Consider the following 25,680-nt stretch of genomic DNA (forward strand, 5'->3'; position numbering starts at 1 on the left):
GGGCGATGCAGTTCGGACGCACCTACGAGGAGTTCGAGGTCGGGGCGACGTACAAGCACTGGCCGGGGAAGACGGTCACGGAGTACGACGACCACCTGTTCTGTCTGCTCACCATGAACCACCACCCGCTCCACATGGACGCCAACTACGCCGAGAAGACGACGGACTTCGGCAAGAACGTGGTGGTCGGCAACTACATCTACTCGCTCCTGCTCGGCATGTCCGTCCCGGACGTGTCCGGCAAGGCGATCGCCAACCTGGAGATCGAGTCGCTCAAGCACGTGGCGCCGACCTTCCACGGGGACACGGTCTACGGCCAGACGACCGTGCTCGACAAGTGGCCCTCCAAGTCGAAGAACGACCGCGGCATCGTCCACGTCGAGACCAAGGGCTACAAGCAGGACGGCACCCTGGTCTGCGTCTTCCGCCGCAAGGTGATGGTGCCGACCGAGACGTACACCAAGGAGCGCGGCGGCGAGCAGCCCGGCCGGCCCGAGCCGAAGGAACAGGGGAAGTAGAGATGAGCCGCCTCGCCCAGACCCACGGCCTCACGGACGTCCAGCGGGAGATCCTCTCCACCGTCCGGGACTTCGTGGACAAGGAGATCATCCCGGTCGCCACCGAGCTGGAGCACCGGGACGAGTACCCGCAGGACATCGTGGACGGGCTGAAGGAACTCGGCCTGTTCGGCCTGATGATTCCCGAGGAGTACGGGGGCCTGGGCGAGTCGCTCCTGACCTACGCCCTGTGCGTGGAGGAGATCGCCCGCGGCTGGATGTCGGTGTCCGGCATCATCAACACGCACTTCATCGTGGCGTACATGCTCAAGCAGCACGGCACGCAGGAGCAGAAGGACCACTTCCTGCCCCGCATGGCCGCCGGGGACATCCGGGGCGCCTTCTCGATGTCCGAGCCGGCGCTGGGCTCCGACGTGTCGGCGATCTCCTCGAAGGCGGTGCGGGACGGCGAGGAGTACGTCCTGAACGGCCAGAAGATGTGGCTGACGAACGGCGGTACGTCGTCGCTGGTGGCCGTACTGGTGAAAAGTGACGAGGGTCACCCGGAGGGCACGGCCCCGCACAAGTCCATGACGACCTTCCTGGTGGAGAAGGAACCCGGTTTCGGCGAGGTCCGGCCGGGCCTGACCATCCCCGGGAAGATCGACAAGATGGGCTACAAGGGTGTCGACACCACCGAGCTCATCATGGACGGCCTGCGCATTCCGGCCAATCGGGTGCTCGGCGGCGTCACCGGCCGAGGTTTTTACCAAATGATGGACGGCGTCGAGGTCGGCCGCGTCAACGTGGCGGCCCGTGGCTGCGGCGTCGCTCAGCGTGCCTTCGAACTCGGCGTCCGGTACGCCCAGCAGCGTCACACTTTCGGCAAGCAGATCGCCCAGCACCAGGCCATCCAGTTCAAGCTCGCGGAGATGGCTACCAAGGTGGAGGCGGCGCATGCGATGATGGTGAACGCTGCGCGCAAAAAGGACTCGGGCGAACGAAACGACCTGGAAGCGGGGATGGCCAAGTACCTCGCCTCCGAGTACTGCAAGGAGGTCGTGGAGGACGCCTTCCGGATCCACGGCGGGTACGGCTTCTCCAAGGAGTACGAGATCGAGCGCCTCTACCGCGAGGCGCCGATGCTGCTCATCGGTGAAGGCACCGCCGAGATCCAGAAAATGATCATCGGCCGCCGACTGCTCGAAGAGTATCGATTCCAGGGTTAGATGTCCGGATACGGGGTGTTTTCTTGGAGAAGAAGGTCACACCCCGTAGGCAGTGTTCGGCCGCCGACTCAGCTTCCTGGCTTACCCAGTTGCGGCGCGGAGCCGCTACGATCGCCGGAAAGCCGCCGTCCCCCGTCATAGCGCGGCATCATCCGCTACGAAGGTCATCCATGCCCCACAGCCAAACCTCTGCACCTCGCGACAGCCTCGCCGGCGTACGCCTCGCGCGCGGAGCCTCGCCGTGGCTTCTGCCGACCGTCGCCACCGCAGCCGTCAGCCTCCTGCGGGCCCGCCGTTCCGGCACCGCCAAGGCCGTCGCCGTCCCCGCCACCGCGCTCGCGGCGGGGATGCTGTGGTTCTTCCGCGACCCCGAGCGCGAGATCACCCAGGGCCGGGTCGTCTCGCCCGCCGACGGTGTGGTGCAGAGCATCATGCCGTGGAAGGACGGTCGCACCCGCGTCGCGATCTTCATGAGCCCGCTCAACGTCCACGTCAACCGCGCCCCGCTGGCGGGCACGGTGACGTCGGTCGAGCACGTGCCGGGCGGCTTCGTTCCCGCTTTCAACAAGGAGAGCGAGAACAACGAGCGCGTCGTGTGGCACTTCGACACCGAGCTCGGCGACATCGAGATGATCCAGATCGCCGGCGCGGTGGCCCGCCGCATCGTCCCGTACGTGCCCCAGGGCACCAAGGTCGAGCAGGGCGAGCGGGTCGGTCTGATCCGCTTCGGCTCCCGCGTCGACCTGTACCTGCCGGAGGGTGTCGAGGTGGATGTAGAGGTGGGTCAGAAGACGGTGGCTGGGGTGACTCGAATTGACCGTGATTGATCCACAGACCCAGGCCGGATGGGTGCCGGAGGCCGACGAGGTGGACGACGAGGAGGAGATGCCGCTCTCGCTCCGCCTGTCGATAGCGGACACGCTCACGCTCGGCAACGCCACGTGCGGCTTCATGGCGGTGTACTTCACCACCACCGGCATCCTGATCCCGCACCTCATGGGCAGCGACGAGTCGGGCATGGCCCGGCACAGCGCGGCCACCGCGGTCATCCTGATGCTGTGCGCGGCGATCTTCGACCTGTTCGACGGTCTGGTCGCCCGCAAGCTGCGGTCCTCGCCGATGGGCGCGGAGCTGGACAACCTCTCCGACCTGATCAGCTTCGGCCTCGCGCCGGCGTACTTCGTCCTCGTCTACGGCATGGTCGCGGACGACGCCTACCAGCGGGTGGCGGCGGTGGGGGCGATCGTGGTGCTGCTGGCGGTGGTGCTGCGGCTCGCGCGGTTCTCCTGCGTCACCGTCAAGGACGGCACCTTCCAGGGCATGCCGTCGCCGTTCGGGGCGCTGACGGTGGTGTCGATCGTGCTGCTCGAGCTGCCGTTCGTGGCGACGCTGCTGGCGATCCTGGGCACGGCCTGGCTGATGGTGAGCCGGGTCGAGTACCCGAAGCCGCGGGGGCGGCTCGCGGTGGCGATGCTGTCCTGGATCGTCCTGTCGATGGGGCTGCTGGCCGGCTGGGCGTTCGACGCGCCGAGCGGGCAGCTGCTGCTGCAGACGGGGTGTGCGCTGCAGCTGGTGATGGGGGCGGTGATCCCGCTGTTCGCCACCGCTCGCAGGGTGAACAATTTCCGTGACAACCGACGGGAGGCGCGGGCGGCGCAGTTGCCGTAGCGCTCCGCTGGGTGGGGCCCCGGACCCGGGTCGGGTTCGGGGCCCTTCTGTTTGCGCGCGCCCGGCGCCGATGTCGGCGTCCCTGGGGGCTCCGCCCCCAGACCCCCGGGCCTGTGCCCACCCACCGCCCGACTCGGTGGGCTGGAAGGGTGCCGCGCCCTTCAGCCCGTCCGGCGTTTGAGGACGAGGCCCGTTCAGGGCCGAAGGGGGTCCGGGGGCGGAGCCCCCGGGGTCGGGAACGGGAAGGGGCGGCGGGGGCGAGACCCCCTAGGCCAGGAAGTCCCGCGCGATGGACTCGGCCACCCGCTCCAGGATCGGCCCCGCGTCCGCGATGCACTTCGCGACGTCCGGCTCGACGTCCGTCAGCGGATACGCCCGCCGGATCCCGGCCCGCCCCAGCACCTCCGCCGGCAGCGCCAGGCGCCCGCACACCGCGACGACCTCCTTGCCCGCGGCCCGTGCCGCCGCCGCGACACCCGCCGGTGCCTTCCCGTGCAGGGTCTGCTCGTCCAGCGAGCCCTCCCCGGTGATCACCAGGTCCGCCCGCTCCAGCGCCGGCGCGAAGCCCAGCACGTCCAGCATCACCTCGATGCCGGGCCGGAACCGCGCGCCCAGCAGCATCGCGCCGAACCCGATGCCGCCCGCCGCACCCGCGCCCGGCGACGCGGCGTACTCGGCGGCCCGCGCGCCCACGCCCTCCGTCCGCTCCAGCACCTTCGCGAAGTGCGCGAGGGCCGCGTCCAGGGCCGTCACGTCGTCCGGCGAGGCACCCTTCTGCGGCCCGTAGACGGCCGGGGCGCCCTTCGGCCCGGTCAGCGGATTGTCGACGTCGCTGGCGAGCACCAGCTCCACGTCGGACAGGCGGGAGTCGAGGCCCGACAGGTCGGCCGAGACCAGCCCCGCGAGACCGCCCCCGCCCGGCGCGACCGGCTCGCCGTTCCCGTCCGGGAACCGCGCCCCGAGCGCGGCCAGCATCCCGGCGCCGCCGTCCGTGGTGGCGCTGCCGCCGACCCCGAACACGATCGTCCGCGCCCCCGCGTCCAGTGCGGCCCGCAGCAGCTCGCCCGAGCCGTACGTGGACGACGTCAGCGGCGCGAGAACGCCTTCCGGGAGCCGCTGGAGGCCGCTGGCCTCGGCCATCTCCACGACGGCGGTGTCGCCGCGCAGCGCGTACGCCGCCGTCACCTCCTCGCCGAGGGGACCGGCGACCGGTGCCTCCCGGCGTTCGAATCCGGCCGCGACCGCGGCGGCCACCGTGCCGTCGCCGCCGTCGGCGACGGGCAGCGCCTCGACCAGGACGTCCGGCACGACGCGGCGCAGTCCGGCCGTGACGCGCTCGGCGACCTCGACGGCCGTCAGCGAGCCCTTGAACTTGTCCGCGGCGACGAGTACCCGGCGGGTCCCGTCCACAGCAGCGTCAGCCACCTTGCTCTCCCCTTGCTCTCCGAGCCTTGCGCACGTCAAGGCAGTCGCGCCGCTGCGACCCTAACCGGAGGACGCCCGCGCCGTCATGCCCTGCCCACAGCGTGGAACCCGCCGTGCACCCGCTCCGGGAGGGCGCCGGGCCGGGGGCCGGGCTCGTTAGGCTTCCGGGATGACCACTGCTGACTACGCCACCTACATCGCCGGTCTGCCCCGCGTCCTCGCCGGTGCCGCCGCGGTCTTCCGGGACGCCGCGGGGCGCGTGCTGCTCGTCGAGCCGAACTACCGCGAGGGGTGGGCGCTGCCCGGCGGGACGATCGAGTCCGGGGACGGGGAGAGCCCGCGGCGGGGCGCGTGGCGGGAGACCCTGGAGGAGATCGGACTCGACGTGCGGATCGGCCGGCTGCTCGCGGTGGACTGGTCGAACGGGGCGGGCAGGCCGCCGATCGTGGCGTACCTGTACGACGGCGGGGTGCTGTCGGAGGACGATCTCAAGGCGATCCGGTTGCAGGAGGAGGAGCTGCTGTCCTGGCGGCTGGTGCCGCGCGCGGAACTCGGCGCCCACCTGCTCGGTTCCCTGCACGGCCGGGTGCTGGCCGCGCTGGACGTCCTGGCGGACGGCTCCGGCACGGCCGAGCTGGAGGACGGCGTGCGGGTCGACCGATAACCGTTCGCCGGCCGCACCCCGGCGCCCCTACCCTCGACCGCATGACCGGCAAGCCTCTCGTCGCCATCCTCAGCGGTGCCGGCGTCTCCACCGACTCCGGCATTCCCGACTACCGCGGTCCGAACGGACTGTGGCGGCGCGACCCGGAGGCCGAGAAGCTCGTCACGTACGAGTACTACATGGGCGATCCGGAGATCAGGCGGCGCTCCTGGCTGATGCGGCGGGACAGCGCCGCGCTGCACGCCGAGCCGAACGCGGCGCACCGCGCGGTGGCCGACCTGGAGCGGCGCGGGGTACCGGTCCGCGTGCTCACGCAGAACGTGGACGGTCTGCACCAGCTCGCCGGGGTCTCCGCCCGCAAGGTCCTCGAACTGCACGGCACCGCGCGCGACTGCGTGTGCACCGGCTGCGGGGCCCGGGGCCCGATGGCGGACGTGCTGGCCCGGATCGAGGCCGGTGAGGACGATCCGCCGTGCCTGGACTGCGGCGGCGTCCTGAAGACGGCGACCGTGATGTTCGGCGAACGCCTCGACCCGGTGGTGCTGGGCGAGGCGGCCGCCATCAGCAAGGCGTGCCAGGTGTTCGTCGCGGTCGGCACCAGTCTCCAGGTGGAGCCCGCCGCCGGACTGGCCCGGGTCGCCGTCGAGCACGGGGCCCGGCTGGTCGTCGTCAACGCGGAGCCGACGCCGTACGACGAGCTGGCCGACGAAGTGATCCGGGAGCCGATCGGCTCAGCCCTGCCCGCGCTGCTGCGCGGGCTGGGCTGAGCCGCGGCTGGAACCGAAAGCCGCAGGCCCGTCAGAACACGGCGTCGGCGAGGCGGTCGACCTGGTCGGGGTCCGATGTCCAGCAGTAGAGCACGACCTCGTCGGCGCCGATGTCCCGGAAGGCGTCGACGGCGGCCCGGATCTCCCGTGCGGTGGTGAGCAGGCCCTCGGCCATGTACTCGGCGCGTCCGGTGAAGGCGTAGTAGTCGCGGAGGTTGCGCCGGGCCCGCTGCACCGTGTCGTCGGGGCCGAGGGCCACGCTCGCCTGGGCGACCAGGCGCGGCCGGCCCGGGCGGTCGTACTTCCGCCAGACCGCCTCGACCTGGCGGAACAGGCCGCTCATGTGCGCGGCGGGCAGCGCGGCGCCGAGGAAGCCGTCGCCGAACCGGCCGACCCGTTCCAGGGCGGCCGGGGCGAAGCCGCCGAACAGCACCCGCGGTCCGCCGGGCGTGGCGGGGCGGGGGCCGATGGGGCCGACGTCCCGGCCGTAGGGCTCGCCGTCCCAGGTGCGGCGCAGGAGGGTCATCTGCTCGTCGAGGCGGCGGCCCCGGCGGTGCAGGTCGATGCCGGCGGCGAGGCAGTCGTCGGCGCGCCCGCCGACTCCGATGCCGAGCGTGAAGCGGCCGTCCGACAGGCGGTCGAGGGTGGCGGTCTGCTTGGCGAGCAGTGCGGTGTTGTGGACGGGGGCGATCAGCACCTCGGTCTGCAGGCGGATGCGGGAGGTGGCGCCCGCGAGGGTCGCGAGGGTGATCAGGGGTTCGGGGTTGTCGTAGACGAGCCGGTCGAGCAGGCCGAGCGTGCTGAAGGGGAGCGCGTCGGCGCGCCGGGCCCAGGCCGGCAGCAGGGCGGGGTCGTCGACGGGCAGGCCGAGGCCGATGTGCGGGCGGTGCGTGGAATGCATGGGTGCGGTCCTCCGGAGGGCATGCCGAAAAGTGGCGCCGCCCCTCCGTGGTCCCGGGCTGCGGTGCGCGGGCCTGCTCCCCATCTGCGGCATCCTTCGGGAGAGCGTGGTCTTCGAAGTCCGGTGAGCGTAACGGGCCCGGCGGCGCGCGGGCAACGCGTTTCCGTCCGGAGCCCGCGCGGCTGGAACCCGGGGCCCGCGCGGCTAGAACAGGGCCTCCGGTACCGCCGTCCCGCGTTCGAAGTCCAGCAGCCGCTGCTTGCGCTCCAGGCCGCCGCCGTAGCCGGTGAGGCCGCCGCTCGCGCCGATGACGCGGTGGCAGGGCACGATGATGCCGATCGGGTTGCGGCCGTTGGCGAGGCCCACGGCGCGGGAGGCGGCCGGGTTGCCGAGGGCGGCGGCCAGCTCGCCGTAGCTGCGGGTCTCGCCGTACGGGATCTTCCGGAGCTGTGTCCAGACCATGCGCTGGAACGGGGTGCCGTTCAGCCGCAGGCCGAGGGTGAAGTCCTTCAGTTCGCCGGAGAAGTAGGCCTCCAGCTGCTCCTCGGTCTCGGCGAAGGGACGTTCGTCGCGGGCGCCGAAGGTCTCCTCGTCCGGGCGGTGGCGCTGGTCGGTCATGTAGAGGCCGCACAGGGCGCCGTCCTCGGCGACGAGGGTGAGTGCGCCGTAGGGGCTGTCGATCACGGTGTGCTGTTTCACGGGTTTCGCTCCGGCTCCTCGAACGGGCTCGAACGGTCGTGCGCGAACGGTCGTACGCGAACGGTCGTACGCGAACGGTCTTATACGGGCAGGAAGTTGATCGGGTGGTCGTCGGTCGCCCACAGGTACTGGACGGCGTACGCCCGCCAGGGCCGCCAGGCCGCCGCGCGGGCGGTGAGCGCGGCCGGGGTGGAGGGCAGGCCCAGTTCGGCGGCGGCGCGGCGGATGCCGAGGTCGGTGGGGAGGAAGGCGTCGGGGTCGCCGAGGGCGCGCATGGCGATGACGTCGGCGGTCCAGGGGCCGAAGCCGGGCAGGGCCAGGAGCCGGGCGCGGGTCTCGGCCCAGTCGGACTCGACGCCCGGGTTGACCGAGCCGTCGGCCAGGTGGGCGACCAGGGTGGTGAAGGTGGTGCGGCGAGTCCTGGGCATCGCCAGGGTCTCCGGGTCCACCGCCGCCAGCGCCTCGGTCGACGGGAAGAGGTGGGTCAGGCCGCCCTCGGGGTCGTCCACCGGATCGCCGTGCGCGGTGACCAGGCGGGCGGCGTGGGTGCGGGCGGCGGCGGTGGAGACCTGCTGGCCGAGCACGGCCCGTACGGCGAACTCCGCCTCGTCCACGGTGCGCGGCACGCGCCGCCCGGGGGCCTTGTCGACGAGCGGCGCGAGCAGCGGGTCGGCGCGCAGCTGGTCGTCGATCGCCGTCGGGTCGGCGTCCAGGTCGAGCAGGCGCCGGCAGCGGCTGATGGCGACGGTCAGGTCGCGCAGGTCGCTGAGGGTGAGGCGGCAGGCGATGTGGTCGGGGTTCGGGGTGAGGGCCACGATGCCGTGACCGTACGGGAGGCGCAGGGTGCGTCGGTACGCGCCGTCCCGCCACTCCTCCACGCCGGGTACGGCGGTGGCGGCGAGGTGGCCGAAGAGGTTGTCGGGGTTGAGGGGGGCGCGGAAGGGGAGGCGGAGGGACAGGGCGCCGGGGGCGGTGGCGGCGCGGCGGTTCCTGGGGGCGCGGGTGCGCAGTTCGCTCGGGGAGAGGGCGTAGACCTCGCGGACCGTGTCGTTGAAGGTGCGGATGGAGGAGAAGCCGGCCGCGAAGGCGATGTCCGCCATGGGCAGCGGGGTGGTCTCGATCAGCAGCCGTGCGGTCTGGGCGCGCTGTGCGCGGGCGAGGGCGAGGGGGCCCGCGCCCAGCTCGGCCAGGAGCTGGCGTTCGACCTGGCGGGTGCTGTAGCCGAGGCGGGAGGCGAGACCGGGCACGCCCTCGCGGTCCACGACGCCGTCGGCGATCAGGCGCATGGCGCGGGCCGTGAGGTCGGCGCGCCGGTTCCACTCGGGCGAGCCCGGGCTGGTGTCCGGGCGGCAGCGCTTGCACGCCCGGAACCCGGCCTGCTGGCAGGCCGCCGCGCTCGGGTAGAAGGTCATGTTCCCGGGCTTGGGCGGCACCACCGGACAGCTCGGCCGGCAGTAGATGCCGGTGGTCAGGACGGCCGTGAAGAACCAGCCGTCGAACCGCGCGTCCTTCGACTGCACGGCGCGCACGCAGCGCTCGGTGTCGGTGTGCATTCCCGTCTGCATGCGTCCAGGATGGAGCACCGGCCGGGCCGGGGCTGGCGGGATTCCGACATGGAGGTGCCGCGTGCTGGGGCCCTGCGGATCACTCCGGGCGCCAGGCCGACTCGCGCAGCAGCCGCAGGCCGTTCAGGCCGACCAGCACGGTCGAGCCCTCGTGGCCCGCGACGCCGAGCGGCAGCGGGAGGTGGCCGATGAGGTCCCACAGGACGAGGACGGTGATGAAGACCCCGGCGACGGCCAGGTTCTGGACGACCAGTCTGCGGGCCCGCCGGGAGAGGTCCACGACGGCGGGTACGGCCGTCAGCTCGTCGCGCACGACGACCGCGTCGGCGGTCTCCAGGGCGAGGTCGGAGCCGGCCCGGCCCATGGCGACACCGGCGTGCGCGGCGGCCAGCGCGGGGGCGTCGTTGACGCCGTCGCCGACGAAGAGCACCTTGCGGCCGGCCCGCTCCCGTTCCCGTACGGCCCCGACCTTGTCCTCCGGCAGCAGTCCGGCGCGGACGTCGGTGATGCCGGTCGCGTCGGCCACGCGGGCGGCGGCGGCCGCGTGGTCGCCGGTGAGCAGGGTGGGGGCGGTGCCGGTGAGGGCGGTGAGCCGGGTGGTGGCCCGGGCGGCGTCGTCGCGGAGGCGGTCGGTGAGGGCGAGGGTGCCGAGGTGGGTGCCGTCGCGGGTGACGCGGACGGTGGTTTCGGCGCCCGCAGCGCCCGCAGCGCCCTCGGTGGGCTCGGCGCGGCCGACGTGCACCGTGCGGCCGTCGATCACGGCCGTCACGCCGCGGCCGGGGGCCGCCGTGAAGTCGTCGGCGGGCGCGATGTGCAGTCCCCGGGCGCGGGCGGCGGCCACGATCGCGCGGGCCAGCGGGTGCTCGCTGGGGTGCTCGGCCGCGGCGGCGAGGGCGAGGAGGGCGTCCTCGTCGACCCCGGCGCCGGCCGCGGGGGTTACGGCGGTCACCTCGGGGGTGCCCTCGGTGAGGGTGCCGGTCTTGTCGAGGGCGGCGGTGTCGATCTCGCCGAGGCGTTCCATGGCGACCGCCGACTTGACCAGGACGCCGTGCCGGCCGGCGTTGGCGATGGCCGAGAGCAGCGGCGGCATGGTCGCCAGGACGACCGCGCACGGCGAGGCGACGATCATGAAGGTCATGGCGCGCAGCAGGGCGTCGGTGAGGTCGGCGCCGAAGGCGAGCGGGATGCCGAAGACCGCGAGGGTGGCGACGACCACCCCGACCGAGTAGCGCTGCTCGATCTTCTCGATGAACAGCTGGGTCGGCGCCTTGGTGCGGGACGCCTCCTCGACCAGGGTGACGATCCGGGCGATGACCGAGTCGGCCGGGTCGCGCCCGACGCGGACGCGCAGCGCGCCGGTGCCGTTGAGGGTGCCGGCGAAGACGTCGTCGCCGGGGCGCTTGAGGACGGGCAGGGACTCGCCGGTGATGGTGGCCTGGTCGACCTCTCCGGCGCCCTCGGCGACGGTGCCGTCGGCGCCGATCCGCTCCCCCGGCCGGACCAGGACCAGGTCGCCGACGGCGAGGTCGGCGGTCGGGACGGTCTCCTCGCCGCCTTCCCGCAGCCGGGTCGCGGTGGTGGGCGCGAGGTCGAGCAGGCCGCGCACGGAGTCGGCGGTGCGGGCGGTGGCCAGGGCCTCCAGGGCGCCGGAGGTGGCGAAGATGACGATCAGCAGACCGCCGTCGAGGACCTGCCCGATCGCGGCCGCGCCGAGCGCCGCGACGATCATCAGCAGGTCGACGTCCAGGGTCTTCTCGCGCAGCGCCCGCAGCCCTTCCAGCGCGGGTTCCCAGCCGCCGGACGCGTAGGCGACGGCGTACAGCGGGCCGTACGTCCAGGCGGTGGCACCGCCGAGGTCGAGGGGCAGGGCGAGGAGGAAGGCGACGAGGGACACCAGCGCCCAGCGGGCCTCGGGCAGGGCGAGGACGCGGGTGCGGCGGCGGGGCGCCCGGCGGACGGGCGCGGGGACCGGGGTGGGGGCAAGCGTGGTGGACACGCGGCACACCTTACAGGAACGGATGAAGACTCATTCATGTGTTCATGTGTGGTGAGTAGGATGAACCGCATGGGTCACGGAGCCGCCACCACCGCGCAGGACGCCGCCGCACGCGTGCGGCTGGACGCGGACAACGTCGCCAAGGTCGCCACCACGCTCCAGGCCCTGTCCACCCCCTCCCGGCTGCTGATCCTGGCCCGGCTGCGCGAGGGCCCGCTGCCCGCGACCGAGTTGGCGGCGGAGGTCGGCATGGAGCAGTCCGCCTGCTCCCACCAGCTGCGGCTGCTGCGCAACCTGGGCCTCGTCGTGGGTGAGCGACGTGGCCGTTCGGTGGTGTACGCGCTGCACGACGACCATGTGGCCGGGCTGCTCGACCAGGCCGTGTACCACGTGGAGCACCTGCGGCTGGGGATCAGCGACACGGCCGAGTGAGCAGCCGCCGCATGCTCTCGGCGGCTCCAACGGCGGCGTCCGCGCAGCAGTTGTTGAAGAGCACGTGCAGCTCGTCCGCCTGCCGGGCGGCGCGCCGCAACCGGGGCACCCAGGCGGCGAGTTCGGTCACGTCGTAGTCGTACCGGAAGCGGTCCTCCTTGCTTCCCCTCCCCCAGGCGGCGCTGCGGCCGTGGAACCGTACGACGGCGAGGGAGGGCCGGGTGACCGGCGCGATGGGCGGCAGGGACCCGGGCAGCCGCTGGGCCATGTCGGTGCCGACGGCCGACGCGCCGAGGGCGGACAGCGACGCGCGGGTGGCCTCCGCCCGCTCCGGCTCCCACCACCCCGGATGGCGGAACTCCACGGCGAGCGGCCATCCCTGCGTACGCAGGGCGCACGCTTCGAGCGTCGCCTCGGCCGGGTCGCCCGGCGCGAACCACGGCGGGAACTGGAACAGCACGGTGCCGAGCCGTCCGGCCTTGCGCAGCGGCTCGATCCCCTCGGCGAAGCGCCCCCACACCTCGTCCAGCAGGCCCTCACCCGCCCGCCCGCGCCTCAGCGGGCCGGGGTCGGTTCCGCGCAGGTCCGCGGGCAGGGACTCCGCGCGCGTGGGGTGGCCGGTCAGCAGGGAGAACGCCTTGACGTCGAAGCGGAAGCCGTCCGGCGTGCGCTCCACCCACAGCTCGCTGTTGCGCCGGCTCGGCAACGCGTAGTATCCGGCGTCCACTTCGACGACGGGCAGCCGCGAGGCGTAGTGCCGCAGCCGCCCCTCCGCGTCCCGGCGCCCGCGCGGATACCAGCCGCTCGCCAGGAGCTGCCGGTCCGTCCACGAACAGGCGCCGACCAGAATGTCACCCATGGGAGCCCGGTTACCCCGGGCTCCCGTCGTGATCCGGGCCTATTCCGTCGCCGTCGGCCGCCGCGAGGCGCGCGTCGCGTCGCGCACGTCGGTGAGCGGGCGCAGCCGGTAGGTGTACGCGTAGTCCCGGTCGGCGAAGAGCTTGAACTCGTCGTGGGTGTGCGCACCCCAGCTGTTGTCGCCGCCGACGCCCATCTGCCGGTGGTTCAGGCGCAGGACGACCTCGTCCCTCGGGGTGAGCTGGTAGTCGTGCCGCACCCCGGCCGACAGGTCCTCCGGCGTGAAGTACGACGCGTTGGCCTCCAGGAGGGGTTCGCCGGAGGCGAGCAGGCCCACGCCGTGGCGGTCGGTGAGGGCGATCCAGCGGACGTCGGTCTTGTTGCCGTTCTCCTGCGGGCGGATGTACGGCGTCCACTGCTCGGCGACGGTCCCGGAGTAGCGGCCGACGTCCGTGCCGTCGTTGCGGTCCCAGTGGTTCTCCTCGGGGCCGCGGCCGTACCAGTGCACGCGGTCCAGGCCGCGCGGCAGGAGCAGCATCGTGCCGACCTCGGGAATGTAGGGCAGGTTCGCGGCGCCCGGGTGCAGGGTGTTGTCGACCTTGATCTCGCCGTTGCCGAACACCGTGTAGGTGGTGCCGTACGTGGACTCCACCGAGGTGGGCAGCGTGCCGGTGACCTTGATCTCGACGGCCCGGTCGCCGAGCGCGCGCACGGTGACGCCGGTGACCTTCCGGCGGGCGCCCGCGTCGCGCCAGGTCTGGTTGCGGGTGTGCTGGCCGTTGCCCTTGTCGTTGTCGGTGGGCGCGCGCCAGAAGTTGGGCACCGGTCCCGAGGTGATCAGCCGGGTGCCCTTGGCCTCGTAGGAGCTGATGGTGCCGGTGCGCTTGTCGACGGTGACCGAGAAGCCCCTGCCGGTGACCTCGACCTCCTGGTCGCGGTCCTCGTGGCGCAGGGCCGGCACGCTCGCCGCGCGGACCGGCGTCACCGCCGGGACGTCGGCCTCGACGGGGAGCTGTCGGCGGGCCACCTCGAAGCCCGCCTTCGCCCACGGGGTGGACTCCTTGGTGGTGAAGGAGAGCTGGAGGAAGTACTCGGTACCCGGGCCGGGTCGCCCCGGCAGCCGGACGGGGACGGTGATGTCCTTGCTGGAGCGCGGTGCCACGTCCAGTTGGTCCCGGGTCAGCCTCCCGCGCCGTACGACCTCGCCGTCGGCGACGAGTTCCCAGTGCCCGTCGAACTCGCGGAGGTGGGTGAAGAGGTACTCGTTGGTGAGGGTGACGGCGCCGGGGCCGCCGCCCGGGGTGCGGGCGGCGTCGATCGCCTGGTAGACGCGCTTGACCTCGGCGGCCTTGCCGGTGTGGCCGCGGTCGGCGGTGACGATGCCGTCCGCGACGAAGGCGCCGTCGTTGGGGTTGTCGCCCCAGTCGCCGCCGTAGGCGAGGAACGTCTTGTCCCGGGGGCGCCGCGTCGAGGTCTTCACCGTGGCGGCGTCGAACCAGAACCGCACACCGTCGTCGCCGGGTCCGCGGCTCTCGGAGGCCAGTTCGGCGGCGCCGAGGGCGCGGGCGTAGACGCGGGCGCGGCGGACGGTGCCACTGAACTCCCGCACCTGGTTGTCGGCGTCGGAGGCGAGCGCGAGGGGCGCGGTGTTGCTGCTGGGGCGCCGGTCGGTGGTGCGGGTGGCCCGTTCGACGCCGTCGACGTAGAGGGTCAGGGTCCCGGCGTCCGCGTCGAAGACGCCCGCGAGGTGGTGCTCGCGGCCGGTCCAGTCCTCCGGCACGGTCCAGTTCGCGGTGATCCACTGGCCTTCGGAGTGGATGAAGAACTCCAGGGTCCGGCCGTTCTGCTTCAGCGCGTACTGGGTGTCGCCCTTGGCGATGATCGGCTGGTGGTAGCCCGTCACGTGCGGGGTGACCCAGGCCTCCAGGGTCAGTGAGCCCGTGAGGTCGAGGCTGTCGTGGCGCTCGAAGACGGTGATGCCGGACAGTCCCTCGTCGCGGTCGAGGGTGCCGCGGGTGGCGAGGATCTCCCCGCGCAGCCCGGCGGGCCCGGCCTCGGTGAGCAGGGTGCGGGCGGGGACGGGCGTGTAGAGGGACTGGTCGACGAAGTCCCAGATCCAGCCGCCCTGGAGGACGTCGTAGCGGCGGACGACGTCCCAGTACTTCTTGAAGTTGCCGGTGGAGTTCCCCATCGAGTGGGCGTACTCGATCATGACGTACGGCCGGGTGTCGGAGGTGTCCTTCGCGCGCTGCTCGACGCGCTGCGGGCTGTCGTACATCTCCGAGCGGATGTCGCTGACGCCGGGGCGGTCGTCGCCCTCGTACTGGATGACGCGGGTGTCGTCGTAGGAGCGGATCCAGTCGTGCATGGCGCTGAAGGTGGAGCCGCCGCCCGCCTCGTTGCCCAGCGACCAGATGACGACCGAGGCGTGGTTCTTGTCGCGGTGCACCATGTTCTGGGCGCGGGCCACGCAGGCGGCGGTCCAGTCCGGGTGGTCGCCGGGGTACTCGCCGCGGATGCCGTGGGTCTCCAGGTTGGTCTCGTCGACGAGGTAGAGGCCGTACTCGTCGGCCAGTTCGAGCCAGTAGGGGTTGTTGGGGTAGTGCGAGGTGCGGACGCTGTTCATGTTCATCCGCTTGATGATTTTGATGTCCTCGACCATGTCCTCGCGGGTGAGCGCGGTGCCGCGGGCGGGGTGCATCTCGTGGCGGTTGGTGCCGCGGATGGACACCGGCTCGCCGTTGATCCGCATCAGCCCGTCCTTGAGCGCGAACTCGCGGAAGCCGACCCGGTGCGACAGGGTCTCGGTCACCTTCCCGGCGGGATCGCGCAAGCGCAGGACGGCCGTGTAGAGGTCGGGGTGTTCGGCGGACCAGAGCCGGGGCTTCGGCACCGCCTTCGCGGCCCGTACCGTGACGTCCTCGCCCGCGCGGGCCCCGCCGACGTCGACGGGCTGTTGCAGCGGCCGGGACCAGACGGCGTGGCCGCGCGCGTCGTACAGCTGGGTCTCGACGGTGTAGCGGCCCGTGCCGCCCTCGCCGTACGCCCGCACGCTCGCGGTGACGGCCAGTTCGGCGCCGGTGTAGGTGTCGTCGAGCGGGGTGTCCAGCTTGAAGTCGCGCAGGTGCACGGCCGGGGTGGAGTAGAGGTGGACCGAGCGGAAGATGCCGCTCAGCCGGATCATGTCCTGGTCCTCCATCCAGTCGCCGTCGGAGTAGCGGTAGACCTCGACGGCGATCTGGTTGGTGCCCGGCTTGAGGAGGTCGGTGACGTCGTACTCGGAGGGCGTGTAGGAGTCCTCGTCGTAGCCGGCCAGTTCGCCGTTGATCCAGACGTAGTGCGCGGACTTGACGCCCTCGAAGTGGAGGAAGGTGCGACGGCCCGTCCAGTCCCGGGGGACGGTGAAGGTGCGCCGGTACTGGCCGACCGGGTTGTAGCGGGTCGGCGCGGCGGGCGGCTGCGGCTCCTCGCCCTGGCCGTTGGGACCCCAGTACGGGTAGGTGATGTTCAGGTAGATGGGGAAGTCGTGGCCGTGCAGCTGCCACACGGACGGGACGGGGATGGTCCCCCAGTCCCCGTCGTCCACGTCGGTGCGGTGGAAGTCGGCGTCCCGGTCCTCGGGACGGTCGGCGTAGGCGAACTTCCAGGTGCCGTCCAGGCTGAGCCGGTAGGGCGAGCGGGCGCGGTCGCCGGCGAGCGCCTGCTCGACGTCCGCGTACGGCGTGAGCGTGGCGTGCGGCGGCTGGGTGCCGAGCCGGAAGACGCCGAAGTCGTTCCACTCCGGCGGCTCGTCGGCCGCCGCCCGCCGTACGGCCGCCTGTGCCGTGAGGGGCGACGCGGACAGCGCGAGGGCGCCGAGGACGGCGGCACCGCCCTCCAGGAGGCGGCGGCGGCTGACGACCGGGCGGGGCCGGCCGGGCTGAGGGGCCGGGGATTCGGCGGGTGACACGGGCGAGTGCGGCATGACCGTGGCCTTCCGTGGGCTTCGGGGGCGGCTCAACGCACGGTGCTGTGAGAGCAGTTGCCGTAGGGGTGGAACGCAACTGCCGGTGACGCGGCGACTACTGAGTCACGGGTCACCCTAGAACCCGAACACAACCGAATCAATTACCCCGTCGGAGTTTGTTTGTTCCTGGTGAACACGGAGACCTTCGGGACGATCGGTCACATGGTCCGGGCCGTTGGGGCACCCAGGTCTGCCCCTGGGGCTCCTGACGGTGACCGGAACACCGCGTAACGTCATCCCGTGAGCCTGTGGACTTCCCTGGAGCCCGCGTCCGCGACCGTGGACCCCGGCAGCAGTACGCGCGTACGACTGCGGGTGCGCAACACCGGTGACGTGGTGGACGAGTACCGGTTCGAACCGGTCGGGGACATGGCGCCCTGGACGACGGTCGAGCCGCAGATGCTGCGCCTGTATCCGGGCACGACCGGCACGGTGGAGCTGACCTTCGCCCCGCCGCGGACGCCGGACGCGGTGGCGGGCCCCCATCCGTACGCGGTGCGGATCACGCCGACGGAGCACCCCGACGCGGTCACGGTTCCGGAGGGGAACCTGACGATCACGGCGTTCTCCGAGGTGCGCGCCGAGTTGGTGCCGGTCACGGTGAAGGGGAGGTTCCGGGGCCGGCCGCGGCTGGCGGTCGACAACCTCGGCAACACGAAGGTGACGGCGTCGCTCACGGGCAGCGACACCGGCGACCACCTCTCGTACGAGATCCGGCCCTCGAACGTGCAGATCGAGCCCGGGCGTGCGGCGTTCGTCGAGACGACCCTCAAGCCGCGGCAGGTCATCTGGTTCGGGGCGAAGCAGGAGCGGCCGTACACGCTGGCGGTGCGCCGGTCGGGGGTGGAACCGACCGATGTCGAGGGGACCTATGTGCAGCGCGGGTTCCTGCCCCGCTGGCTGGCGACGTTCCTGGGCATCGCGCTGGCGCTGGCCATCGCCTTCGTGATGATCTGGATCGCCTACAAGCCGCAGGTCCGCACCAGTGCCACCGAGCAGACCGAGCAGGCGGGCGCCGCGCTCGCGCCCAGTCCCAGCGCGACCCCGGAGCTGCTGCCCAGCACCGCCGGGTCCGCGCCCGCCGAGCAGCCGCAGGCGCAGCAGCCGCCCACCCGGGAGCCGGAGGACGAGGGCGGAGCCGGTGGCGAAGCGGCGCCGGCTCCCGAGAAGCGCGAGCAGCCCGAGAAGGAGACGTCGGGCGGGGGCGGCGGCGACGAGAAGCCGGACGTCGAGGCGCCGGAGCCCGTCGCCCCGGGCACGACCATCTACGGCCACGCCTCGAACCGCTGCATCGAGGTGGCGGGCCACAAGTGGCGGGACGGTGCGCCGCTGCAGATCGCGGACTGCACTGGAAAGAACTGGCAGAAGTGGGACTTCCGGCCCGACGGCACGATCCGCTCGCTGGGCCTGTGCATGGACGCGACCTGGGGCGGCACGGCCAACGGCACGGTGGTCCAGGTGGCGGTGTGCAGCGGCAACCCGGCACAGCAGTTCATCCTGGCCGGCCCCCGAGACCTGGTCAACGTGCAGGCCAACAAGTGCGTGGACGTCGTCGACGAGAAGACGGGCAACGGCGCCAGGCTCCAGCTCTGGGAGTGCAGCGGCCGCGACAACCAGAAGTGGAGCACGCGCTGACGGACCCGGGGAGGGCGGCGGGTCAGCGCTCCGCCGCGGAGACCAGGGACGCCCACTCGACGGTGCGGTCGCACCAGCGGTCCAGGAGGACCCGGTCGTGGCCGACGGCCAGCAGGCCCGCGCCGGTGGCGGCCCGGTAGTCCTCCACGACCCGCACCAGGGCGGCCGTGGTCGAGGCGTCGAGCATCGCCGTCATCTCGTCGCACACCAGCCAGCGGGGGCGCAGCACCAGGGCGCGGGCCAGGCAGGCGCGCTGCAACTGGCCGTCGCTGACCTCGTGCGGGCGCCGGGTCAGCAGGTCGGCGGTCAGGCCCACGGTCGCGGACAGTTCCGCGACACGGTCGGCGGCGCCCTCCCGGCGGCCGGTGGCGCGCAGCGGCTCGGCGATCAGGTCGGCCAGCCGCAGCCGGGGGTCCGCGGAGAGCCGGGCCTGCTGGAAGACGACGCCGAAGGCGGTGCGCTGTTCCCGTGGTGCGCGGTGCCGCCAGTGCCGTACGGGGGTGCCGTCGAGGTGCAGCGCTCCGGCGTCGGGCTGGTGCAGCAGGGCCGCGACGCGGGCGAGGGTGGACTTGCCGCAGCCGCTGGGGCCGAGCAGGCCGACCGCCTCCCCCGGCGCGACGGACAGGGAGACGTCCCGGAACACCGGAGCGTTCCTGGCGTATCCGGCGGTGACGGTGCGCAGTTCAAGCACGGTCGGCGGCCTCCGTGAGCGCGGCGTGCGGGTGGTGGCAGGCCACCGCGTGGCGCAGCGGGGGCAGGTCGGCACAGGCGTCGGTGGCCCGGTCGCAGCGGGCGGCGAAGGCGCAGCCGCCCGGCAGGGCGCCGAGTTCGGGCGGCAGGCCGGGGACGGGGGTGAAGGCACGGTCGGGCAGCGCGTCGAGCAGGCCGCGGCTGTAGGGGTGGCGTGGGCCGGGAGCGCCGAAGAAGGCGTCGGCGTCGGCGAGTTCGACGATCCGCCCGGCGTACATCACGGCGATGCGGTCGGCGATGCGTGCGGCGGCGGCCAGGTCGTGGGTGATCATCAGCAGGGCGCGACTCCCGGCGTCGCCCCGGGCGCCCTTGCCCTCGGCGTTGTCGACATGTCGCCGCAGTTCGTCGACGGTGCGGTCCACCAGGTCCCGGTCGAGGCCGGTGGTCGGTTCGTCGGCGAGCAGCAGCGGGGCGTCACCGACCAGGGCGAGGGCGGTGGCGGCGCGCTGGGCGAGGCCGCCGGAGAGTTCGTGCGGGTGGTGGTCGAGGTGGTCCGCGGGGAACGCGGCGCGCTCGGCGGCGGCCTCCGCGGCCTCGCGCAGGACCTTGCGTCCGCCGCGGACGCCGGTGAGTTCCGCGACCGTCTCCTCCAGCTGCGAGCGGACGGTGCGGACCGGGGTGAGGTGGGCGGCGGGGCTCTGCGGGACCAGGCCGATCAGCCGTCCCCGCACCGTGCGGGCGAGGGTCCGCTCGTCGGCGGCGAGCAGGTCCAGGTCGCCGAGGAGCGCGCGGCCCGCTGTCTGGGCGTTGCCGGGCAGCAGGCCGAGCAGGGCGGAGGCGAGGACGGACTTGCCGCAGCCGCTCTCGCCGATCAGGGCCAGGCACTCGCCGGGCGCCACGTCGAAGTGGGCGTCGGTGACGGCGGCGACCCGGCGCCCGCCCGGCATCAGGAACCGCACCGACAGTCCGCGCACCGACAGCACGGGGGCTCGCCCGGTCACAGCATCAGCTCCGATCGGCGGCGCGGGTTGATCCGCTCCCGCCAGGCGCCCGCGAGCCCGGCGACGGCGAGGGTGGGCACGATGATGAACAGGCCGGGGAAGAGGGTGGGCCACCACTGCCCGGCCAGCAGGGAACCCCGCGCCTCCTGGATCAGGTTGCCGAGGCTCGCGGTGTGGGTGGGCAGTCCGAGGCCCAGGAAGGACAGTGCCGACTCGTGCCACATGGCGTGCGGCACCATCAGTACGGCGGCCAGCGCGGCCTGGGGCAGCACGCCCGGCAGCAGGTGGCGTACGGCCACCCGCCACCGGGAGGCGCCGCCGGAGACGGCCGCGTCGATGTGGGGACGGGCACGCAGGGACAGCACCTCGGCGCGGACGATGCGCGCGGTGGACAGCCAGTGGGTGAGCGCGACGGAGGCCACCACCGGCCAGACGCCCGGCCGGAACATCGCGACGATGAAGATGCCCATCAGCAGGTGGGGCACGGAGGACAGGGCGTCCACGACCCGCATGACGCCCCGGTCGACCCAGCCGCCCAGCGCACCGGCGGTGGCGCCCACGGCGGTGCCGACGACCGTTGCGGTCAGCGCGGCGGCCACCCCGACGAGCAGGGAGACGCGCAGGCCGTACACGCAGCGCAGCAGCAGGTCGCGGCCGACGTCGTCGGTGCCGAAGGGGTGCGCCCAGCCGGGAGCCTGGAGCTTGGCGGCCAGGTCCACCGCCTGCTGGTCGAGCCGCACCAGCGGCGGCACGAGCAGCACCGCGAGCACGGTCACGGTCAGCAGCACGGCGGAGGTGCGCAGGCGCAGGGCGCGGTGGGAGCGGCGGTCGTCACCGCGGGAGCGCCAGGCGGGGGCGGCGCCCCGCGGCTTCCCGGCCGTGATCTCAGCCACGGACACCACCCCGCACGCACGCCGCACCCGACGGGACATCACATCTCACTGAGCTTCACCCTCGGGTCGAAGAGTCCGTAGAGCAGGTCGGCCAGCAGGTTGCCGGCGAGTACGGCGACGGTGGCGAGAACGGTCAGGGCGGCGAGTAGCGGGAAGTCGACGGCGGTGGCGGCCTCGACGGTGGCCGCGGCGATGCCCGGCCAGCTGAAGACGCTCTCCACCAGCAGGGCGCCGGTGATGAGTTCGGGAACGCGGGAGCCGATCAGGGTGAGTACGGGCAGCAGCCCCGAGCGCAGCGCGTGTCCGACCAGGACGGTGCCCTCCCCCAGTCCGCGGGCCCGGGCGCCGCGCACCGGGTCCTCCGCCAGTGCGTCGCCGACGCCCTGGCGCACGTAGAGGGTGAACCAGGGCAGTTGGGAGACGGCGAGCACACCGGCGGGCAGCACGATGTGGCCCGCGACCTGTCCCGGGGTGACCTGTTGGCTGGCGGTGTCGGTCAGACCGCCGGCGGGCAGCACGTCCCACTGGAGGGCGAACAGCCAGACGGCGAGCAGCGCGATCCAGAAGACCGGCGCCGCCTCCAGGGTGTACGCGAGGGAGGTGACCGCCCGGTCGAGCACCGAGCCCGGCCGGCGGGCGGCCAGCACGCCGAGGAGCACGCCGAGGCCGACGGCGACGGCGAAGGCGACGGCGCACAACAGCGCGGACCAGACGAGCCGTTCACCGATGACCTGCGTCACCGGCTGCCGCAGCACGCTGGAGTGGCCGAGGTCGCCGGTGAGTGCGGAGGTCAGCCAGTGCCACCAGCGGGCGACGAAGGACTCGTCCACCCCGAGGTTGTCGCGCAGCCGGTCCAGGGTCTCCTGGTCGGCGCCGAGCGCGGCGGTGCCGGCGTACGCCCTGACGGGGTCGAAGGGTGAGGCGGCGGCGAGCGCGAACGCGCCGAAGGTGACGACGAGGACCACGGGCACGGCGAACAGCGCCCGCCGGCCCGCCAGCCGTGCCATCGCGCCCCAGGGCGGCCGTCGGGCCGATCGGCTCACTTCTTCGGCCGCCAGTCCTCGATGTTCCACCAGGGCCCGCTGGCGAAGCCGTGCTCGTGCGGCTCCAGTTGGGTGGTCAGCCCGTCCCAGCGGTCGGCGAGGACGTAGAGGTGGTCGATGTGGGTGAGGAAGGTGTATCCCGGGTCCGCCACGAGCGCCTTCTGGATCTCCCGGTAGGCGGCGGCACGCACCTTCGGGTCCTGGCTGCGGCGCCCGGCGTCGAGCGCCTCGTCCACGGCCGGGTTGGCGTAGTGGGCCATGTTGTTGAAGCCGTCACCGGCGAGGGTGGAGTGCAGCAGGGTGTAGAGGCCGAAGTCGGGGTCGCCGACGCTGCCCAGGCCCGCGAGGACGGCGTCGGTCTTCATCCGCGGCTCGATGACCTCCCAGGTGGCGCCCTCGACCTTCACCTCGATGCCGGCCTTCTTGGCGTCGGAGGCGTAGGCGAGCACGTGGTCCTGGCGGACCTTGTCGCCGGAGGGGTAGTAGAGGGTGAAGGAGGCGCGCTGTCCGTCCCTGGCGCGGATGCCGCCGGAGCCGGGCTTCCACCCGGCCTCGTCCAGGATGCGCCCGGCCGCGGCGAGGTCGCGCGGGCGCTCGATGCCGCGCTCGTACCAGGGGTCGTCGACGGGCAGCGGCCCGTACGCCGGCCGGCCCGCGCCGTCGAGGATCTTGTCGACCATGGCCTGCCGGTCCACGGCGGCGTCCAGGGCCCTGCGGATCGCGCGGTCGCCGGTGACCTGGCCTGCGCTGGGCAGGGTGACCGCACGGAAGTCGTAGGACCTGGCCCGGTAGGTGCGCCTGCCGTCGTCCTTCTCGAAGGTGGCGGCGAGGTTGGGCGGCAGGACGGCGCCGTCGAGGTCGCCGGAGCGCAACCGGGTGGCGCGTACGTTGTCGTCGGCGATGACGGCCATGGTGAACGACTTCACCGCGGGCTTGTCGCCCCAGTAGTGCGGGTTGGCCCTGAAGCCGAGCTTCTCGCCCTTGCTCCAGTCGGTGAGCACGTACGGTCCGGTGCCGACCGGCTCGGTGTTGAAGTCGCCGGTGTTGGGGTCCTGCTTCCCGGCGACGTGCTCGGGGACGATGGGCAGGACGGTGCGGGCGGCGAAGGGCGCGTAAGGGTACTTGAGGGTGAAGACGACGGTGCCGTCCCCGCTCGCGCGGACGTTCTCGACGGCGTCGAGTTCGCTGCGGGCGGTGTTGTTGGTCTTCTCGTCGAGGACGGTGCGGTACGTGTAGACGACGTCCCCCGCCGTCAGCGGTTCGCCGTCGCTGAACTTCACGCCCTCGCGCAGGGTGAACGTGTACGTGCGGCCGTCGTCGGTGACCTTCGGCAGCGCGGCGGCGAGGGCGGGCTTCAGCTCCAGGTCGGTGTCGCGGGCGAGCAGCCCGTCGAAGATCTTGGAGTTTCCGTCCTTGCCGTAGCCGAGCAGCGGGCTGAGGGTGTCCGGTTCCGAGGCCACGCCGATGACGACGGATTCGGCCGCCTCGGTGCCGCCGTCCCCTCCGCCGCCCGTGGGCGCGGAGCAGGCGGTCGCACCGGCGGCGAACGCCACCGCGGCGGCGGCACTCCGTATCGGAAGGCTCCGGTCGGTCCGACGGGTCCAACGGGTCCGACGGGCTGTCATGTCTCCCCCACGCTTGTTGTCGATGCGCAGCTATTGCACATCACTCGCAATAAAGCGTCAAGCCAGGTGGGGAGGGTGCCGGCGCAGCGGGTCGGCCGTTACCGGACGGGGCGCCTGCGGTGCTCAGCCCAGCCGCGCCGCGAACGCCTCGTACGCCCGGGCGTCGAAGAGGACGAAGCGGACCTCGGTCACCGAGGTCCCGCTGGTCGCCACCGTCTCGACGGCGATGCGGGCCGCGTCGTCCATCGGCCAGCGGTAGACGCCGGTGGAGATGGCGGGGAAGGCAACCGTGCGGGCGCCCAACTCGTCGGCGGTGCGCAGGGATTCGCGGTAGCAGGAGGCGAGGAGGCCGGAGCGGTCCTCGGTGGCCGACCAGACCGGGCCGACCGTGTGGATCACCCAGCGCGCGTCCAGGTCGCCCGCGGTGGTGGCAACCGCACGGCCGGTGGGCAGGCCCTTGCCGAGGTGACCCGCGCGGAGCCTGCGGCACTCCGCCAGGATCGCGGGGCCGCCGCGCCGGTGGATGGCGCCGTCGACACCGCCTCCGCCGAGGAGCGAGGAGTTGGCGGCGTTGACGATCGCGTCGGCGCTCTGGCGGGTGATGTCGCCCTGGACGAGGGTGATGCCGGTCATGTCTGCCTCAGCCTGCGCCAGACGGCCTTCGCCGCGTTGTGGCCCGACATGCCGTGGACGCCGGGGCCGGGCGGGGTGGCCGACGAGCAGATGAACACGGCCGGGTGCGGGGTCGAGTACGGGAACAGGGAGATCTTGGGGCGCAGCAGCAGTTGGAGGCCGGAGACCGCGCCGGAGGAGATGTCGCCGCCGACGTAGTTGGCGTTGCGGGCGGCGAGTTCGGCCGGTCCGGCGGTGGCGCGGGCGAGGACGCGGTCGCGGAAGCCGGGGGCGAAGCGCTCCAGTTGGCGTTCCATGGCGTCGGTGAGGTCGCCGTTCCAGCCGTTGGGGACGTGGCCGTAGGCCCAGAAGACGTGCTTGCCGGCCGGGGCGCGGGTGGGGTCGGCGACGCTGGGCTGCACGGTGATCAGGAACGGCCGCTCGGGTGCGCGGTCCGTGCCGGAGGCGGCGTGCAGGGCCGCGCCGATCTCCGTGCTGTCGGCGCCGATCTGCACGGTGCCCGCGCTGCGCGGCTCCTCGGCCGTCCACGGGACGGGCCCGTCCAGCGCGTAGTCGATCTTGAAGACGCTGGGGCCGTAGCGGTAGTTCGCGTAGTGGCTGCCGAGGCCGGCGATGCGGGCCAGGGCGGTGGGCGAGGTGTCGAAGACGTACGCGCGCGCGGGCGGCAGGTCGTCGAGGCGTTTGACCTCGTAGTCGGTGTGGACGGCGCCGCCGAGGTCCTTGAGGTACGCGGTGAGGGCGTCGGAGATGGACTGGGAGCCGCCGCGGGCCACGGGCCAGCCGCGGGCGTGCGCGGCCAGGGCGAAGACCAGGCCTATGGCGCCGGTGGCGAAGCCGCCGAGCGGGGCCATGACGTGCGCGACGAGCCCGGCGAAGAGGGTCTTGGCCTTCTCGTCGCGGAAGCGGCGCATCAGCCAGGTCGACGGGGGCAGACCGACAAGACCGAACCGGGCCAGCGTGACCGGGTCGCGGGGCAGCGCCGTCAGCGGCAGGGACATGAAGTCCCGGGCCAGCGTGTCCCACCTGGGCAGGAAGCGCTCGACCAGCCTGCGGTACGGGCCGGCGTCGCGCGCTCCGAAGGAGGCGGCGGTCTCGCCGACCGAGCGGGACAGCACGGCGGCCGAGCCGTCGGGGAACGGGTGCGCCATGGGCAGCCCGGGATGCAGCCACTCCAGGCCGTACCGCTCCAGGGGGAGGCCTCGGAAGGCGGGCGAGTTGATACCGAGCGGGTGCGCGGCCGAGCACGGGTCGTGCCGGAAGCCGGGCAGGGTCAGCTCCTCCGTGCGCGCTCCGCCGCCCACGGTGCCCTGCGCCTCGAACACGGCGACCGAGAAGCCGCGGCGGGCCAGCTCCACGGCGGCGGTCAGTCCGTTCGGTCCCGCACCCACTACGACCGCATCGAGCATCGACGGCACCTTCGGACCCCTTCGTCAGCCGATGGCCACTGGGGATC

Annotated in this window: 22 protein-coding genes; 8 read left to right on the top strand and 14 right to left on the bottom strand. The window is 73.0% G+C overall.

Features of this window, described 5'->3' with window-relative positions:
* Positions 1 to 5: 5 nt before the first annotated feature.
* The 4 genes from R2E43_RS06075 to pssA all read left to right on the top strand — a co-directional run bounded on the left by R2E43_RS06075 (position 6) and on the right by pssA (position 3,394).
* The gene (locus tag R2E43_RS06075; protein ID WP_003972508.1) at positions 6 to 518 is read left to right on the top strand and encodes a MaoC family dehydratase; all 513 of its coding nucleotides are present in this window, start codon (positions 6 to 8) and stop codon (positions 516 to 518) included.
* A gap of 2 nt (positions 519 to 520) precedes the next feature.
* Positions 521 to 1,726: an acyl-CoA dehydrogenase family protein gene (locus tag R2E43_RS06080; RefSeq protein WP_011030944.1), complete on the top strand. Its 1,206-nt coding sequence runs from the start codon at positions 521 to 523 to the stop codon at positions 1,724 to 1,726.
* Between the two features lie 170 nt (positions 1,727 to 1,896).
* Complete coding sequence (locus R2E43_RS06085; RefSeq protein WP_003972510.1) at positions 1,897 to 2,553, top strand: phosphatidylserine decarboxylase; 657 nt, start codon at positions 1,897 to 1,899, stop codon at positions 2,551 to 2,553.
* Positions 2,554 to 2,575: 22 nt separating this feature from the next.
* Positions 2,576 to 3,394, top strand: coding sequence for a CDP-diacylglycerol--serine O-phosphatidyltransferase (gene pssA, locus R2E43_RS06090; RefSeq protein ID WP_030178550.1), 819 nt, complete (start codon positions 2,576 to 2,578; stop codon positions 3,392 to 3,394).
* 267 nt (positions 3,395 to 3,661) lie between these two features.
* Here the strand turns inward: pssA and R2E43_RS06095 are convergent, their stop codons facing one another.
* Positions 3,662 to 4,819, bottom strand: a complete 1,158-nt coding sequence (locus tag R2E43_RS06095; protein WP_332055975.1) for a glycerate kinase — start codon at positions 4,817 to 4,819, stop codon at positions 3,662 to 3,664.
* A 169-nt stretch (positions 4,820 to 4,988) separates the two neighbouring features.
* On the opposite strand from R2E43_RS06095, the gene R2E43_RS06100 reads away from it, so the two are divergent.
* The gene (locus R2E43_RS06100; RefSeq protein WP_136208341.1) at positions 4,989 to 5,483 is read left to right on the top strand and encodes an NUDIX domain-containing protein; all 495 of its coding nucleotides are present in this window, start codon (positions 4,989 to 4,991) and stop codon (positions 5,481 to 5,483) included.
* A gap of 41 nt (positions 5,484 to 5,524) precedes the next feature.
* Entirely contained in the window at positions 5,525 to 6,250 is a 726-nt protein-coding gene (locus tag R2E43_RS06105) for a Sir2 family NAD-dependent protein deacetylase (protein WP_011030941.1), read from the top strand.
* Positions 6,251 to 6,281: 31 nt separating this feature from the next.
* On the opposite strand, the gene R2E43_RS06110 is transcribed toward R2E43_RS06105, so the two are convergent.
* The 4 genes from R2E43_RS06110 to R2E43_RS06125 form a co-directional block, all read right to left on the bottom strand.
* The gene (locus tag R2E43_RS06110; protein ID WP_191850094.1) at positions 6,282 to 7,151 is read right to left on the bottom strand and encodes an LLM class flavin-dependent oxidoreductase; all 870 of its coding nucleotides are present in this window, start codon (positions 7,149 to 7,151) and stop codon (positions 6,282 to 6,284) included.
* A gap of 204 nt (positions 7,152 to 7,355) precedes the next feature.
* A complete protein-coding gene (locus tag R2E43_RS06115; protein ID WP_011030939.1) occupies positions 7,356 to 7,850 on the bottom strand; it encodes a methylated-DNA--[protein]-cysteine S-methyltransferase in 495 nt (164 codons plus the stop codon).
* Between the two features lie 80 nt (positions 7,851 to 7,930).
* A complete protein-coding gene (locus R2E43_RS06120) occupies positions 7,931 to 9,415 on the bottom strand; it encodes an AlkA N-terminal domain-containing protein (protein WP_269462745.1) in 1,485 nt (494 codons plus the stop codon).
* A 79-nt stretch (positions 9,416 to 9,494) separates the two neighbouring features.
* Positions 9,495 to 11,411 carry a heavy metal translocating P-type ATPase gene (locus R2E43_RS06125; RefSeq protein ID WP_326647942.1) on the bottom strand — a complete coding sequence of 639 codons (1,917 nt, stop codon included), beginning with the start codon at positions 11,409 to 11,411 and terminating at the stop codon, positions 9,495 to 9,497.
* Positions 11,412 to 11,480: 69 nt separating this feature from the next.
* On the opposite strand from R2E43_RS06125, the gene R2E43_RS06130 reads away from it, so the two are divergent.
* Positions 11,481 to 11,843, top strand: coding sequence for an ArsR/SmtB family transcription factor (locus R2E43_RS06130; RefSeq protein ID WP_003972519.1), 363 nt, complete (start codon positions 11,481 to 11,483; stop codon positions 11,841 to 11,843).
* On the opposite strand, the gene R2E43_RS06135 is transcribed toward R2E43_RS06130, so the two are convergent.
* Both R2E43_RS06135 and R2E43_RS06140 read right to left on the bottom strand, forming a co-directional pair.
* Positions 11,824 to 12,702 carry a DUF72 domain-containing protein gene (locus R2E43_RS06135; RefSeq protein WP_003972520.1) on the bottom strand — a complete coding sequence of 293 codons (879 nt, stop codon included), beginning with the start codon at positions 12,700 to 12,702 and terminating at the stop codon, positions 11,824 to 11,826. The genes R2E43_RS06130 and R2E43_RS06135 overlap by 20 nt on opposite strands.
* A 39-nt stretch (positions 12,703 to 12,741) precedes the next feature.
* A complete protein-coding gene (locus R2E43_RS06140) occupies positions 12,742 to 16,665 on the bottom strand; it encodes a glycoside hydrolase family 2 TIM barrel-domain containing protein (protein WP_093457340.1) in 3,924 nt (1,307 codons plus the stop codon).
* 282 nt (positions 16,666 to 16,947) lie between these two features.
* Between R2E43_RS06140 and R2E43_RS06145 the strand changes: the two genes are divergently transcribed.
* Positions 16,948 to 18,342 carry an RICIN domain-containing protein gene (locus R2E43_RS06145; RefSeq protein ID WP_332055976.1) on the top strand — a complete coding sequence of 465 codons (1,395 nt, stop codon included), beginning with the start codon at positions 16,948 to 16,950 and terminating at the stop codon, positions 18,340 to 18,342.
* A 22-nt stretch (positions 18,343 to 18,364) separates the two neighbouring features.
* Here R2E43_RS06145 and R2E43_RS06150 read toward each other — a convergent pair whose 3' ends face one another.
* From R2E43_RS06150 to R2E43_RS06180, 7 genes are all read right to left on the bottom strand, one after another.
* Entirely contained in the window at positions 18,365 to 19,033 is a 669-nt protein-coding gene (locus R2E43_RS06150) for an ABC transporter ATP-binding protein (protein ID WP_332055977.1), read from the bottom strand.
* Positions 19,026 to 20,033 (bottom strand): oligopeptide/dipeptide ABC transporter ATP-binding protein, encoded by a 1,008-nt coding sequence (locus R2E43_RS06155; RefSeq protein ID WP_332055978.1) that lies wholly within the window; start codon positions 20,031 to 20,033, stop codon positions 19,026 to 19,028. The genes R2E43_RS06150 and R2E43_RS06155 overlap by 8 nt, the downstream gene beginning before the upstream one ends.
* Positions 20,030 to 20,926 carry an ABC transporter permease gene (locus tag R2E43_RS06160; RefSeq protein WP_003972525.1) on the bottom strand — a complete coding sequence of 299 codons (897 nt, stop codon included), beginning with the start codon at positions 20,924 to 20,926 and terminating at the stop codon, positions 20,030 to 20,032. Before R2E43_RS06160 ends, R2E43_RS06155 begins: the two co-directional genes overlap by 4 nt.
* A gap of 38 nt (positions 20,927 to 20,964) precedes the next feature.
* Positions 20,965 to 21,933 carry an ABC transporter permease gene (locus R2E43_RS06165; RefSeq protein WP_191850150.1) on the bottom strand — a complete coding sequence of 323 codons (969 nt, stop codon included), beginning with the start codon at positions 21,931 to 21,933 and terminating at the stop codon, positions 20,965 to 20,967.
* Positions 21,934 to 21,965: 32 nt separating this feature from the next.
* Positions 21,966 to 23,594, bottom strand: coding sequence for an ABC transporter substrate-binding protein (locus R2E43_RS06170; protein WP_332055979.1), 1,629 nt, complete (start codon positions 23,592 to 23,594; stop codon positions 21,966 to 21,968).
* A gap of 123 nt (positions 23,595 to 23,717) precedes the next feature.
* Positions 23,718 to 24,227 carry an O-acetyl-ADP-ribose deacetylase gene (locus R2E43_RS06175; RefSeq protein ID WP_030863106.1) on the bottom strand — a complete coding sequence of 170 codons (510 nt, stop codon included), beginning with the start codon at positions 24,225 to 24,227 and terminating at the stop codon, positions 23,718 to 23,720.
* Entirely contained in the window at positions 24,224 to 25,633 is a 1,410-nt protein-coding gene (locus tag R2E43_RS06180; RefSeq protein ID WP_030863103.1) for a phytoene desaturase family protein, read from the bottom strand. The genes R2E43_RS06175 and R2E43_RS06180 overlap by 4 nt, the downstream gene beginning before the upstream one ends.
* Positions 25,634 to 25,680: the final 47 nt, after the last annotated feature.

The organism is Streptomyces violaceoruber (assembly GCF_033406955.1).
Taxonomy (GTDB): domain Bacteria; phylum Actinomycetota; class Actinomycetes; order Streptomycetales; family Streptomycetaceae; genus Streptomyces; species Streptomyces violaceoruber.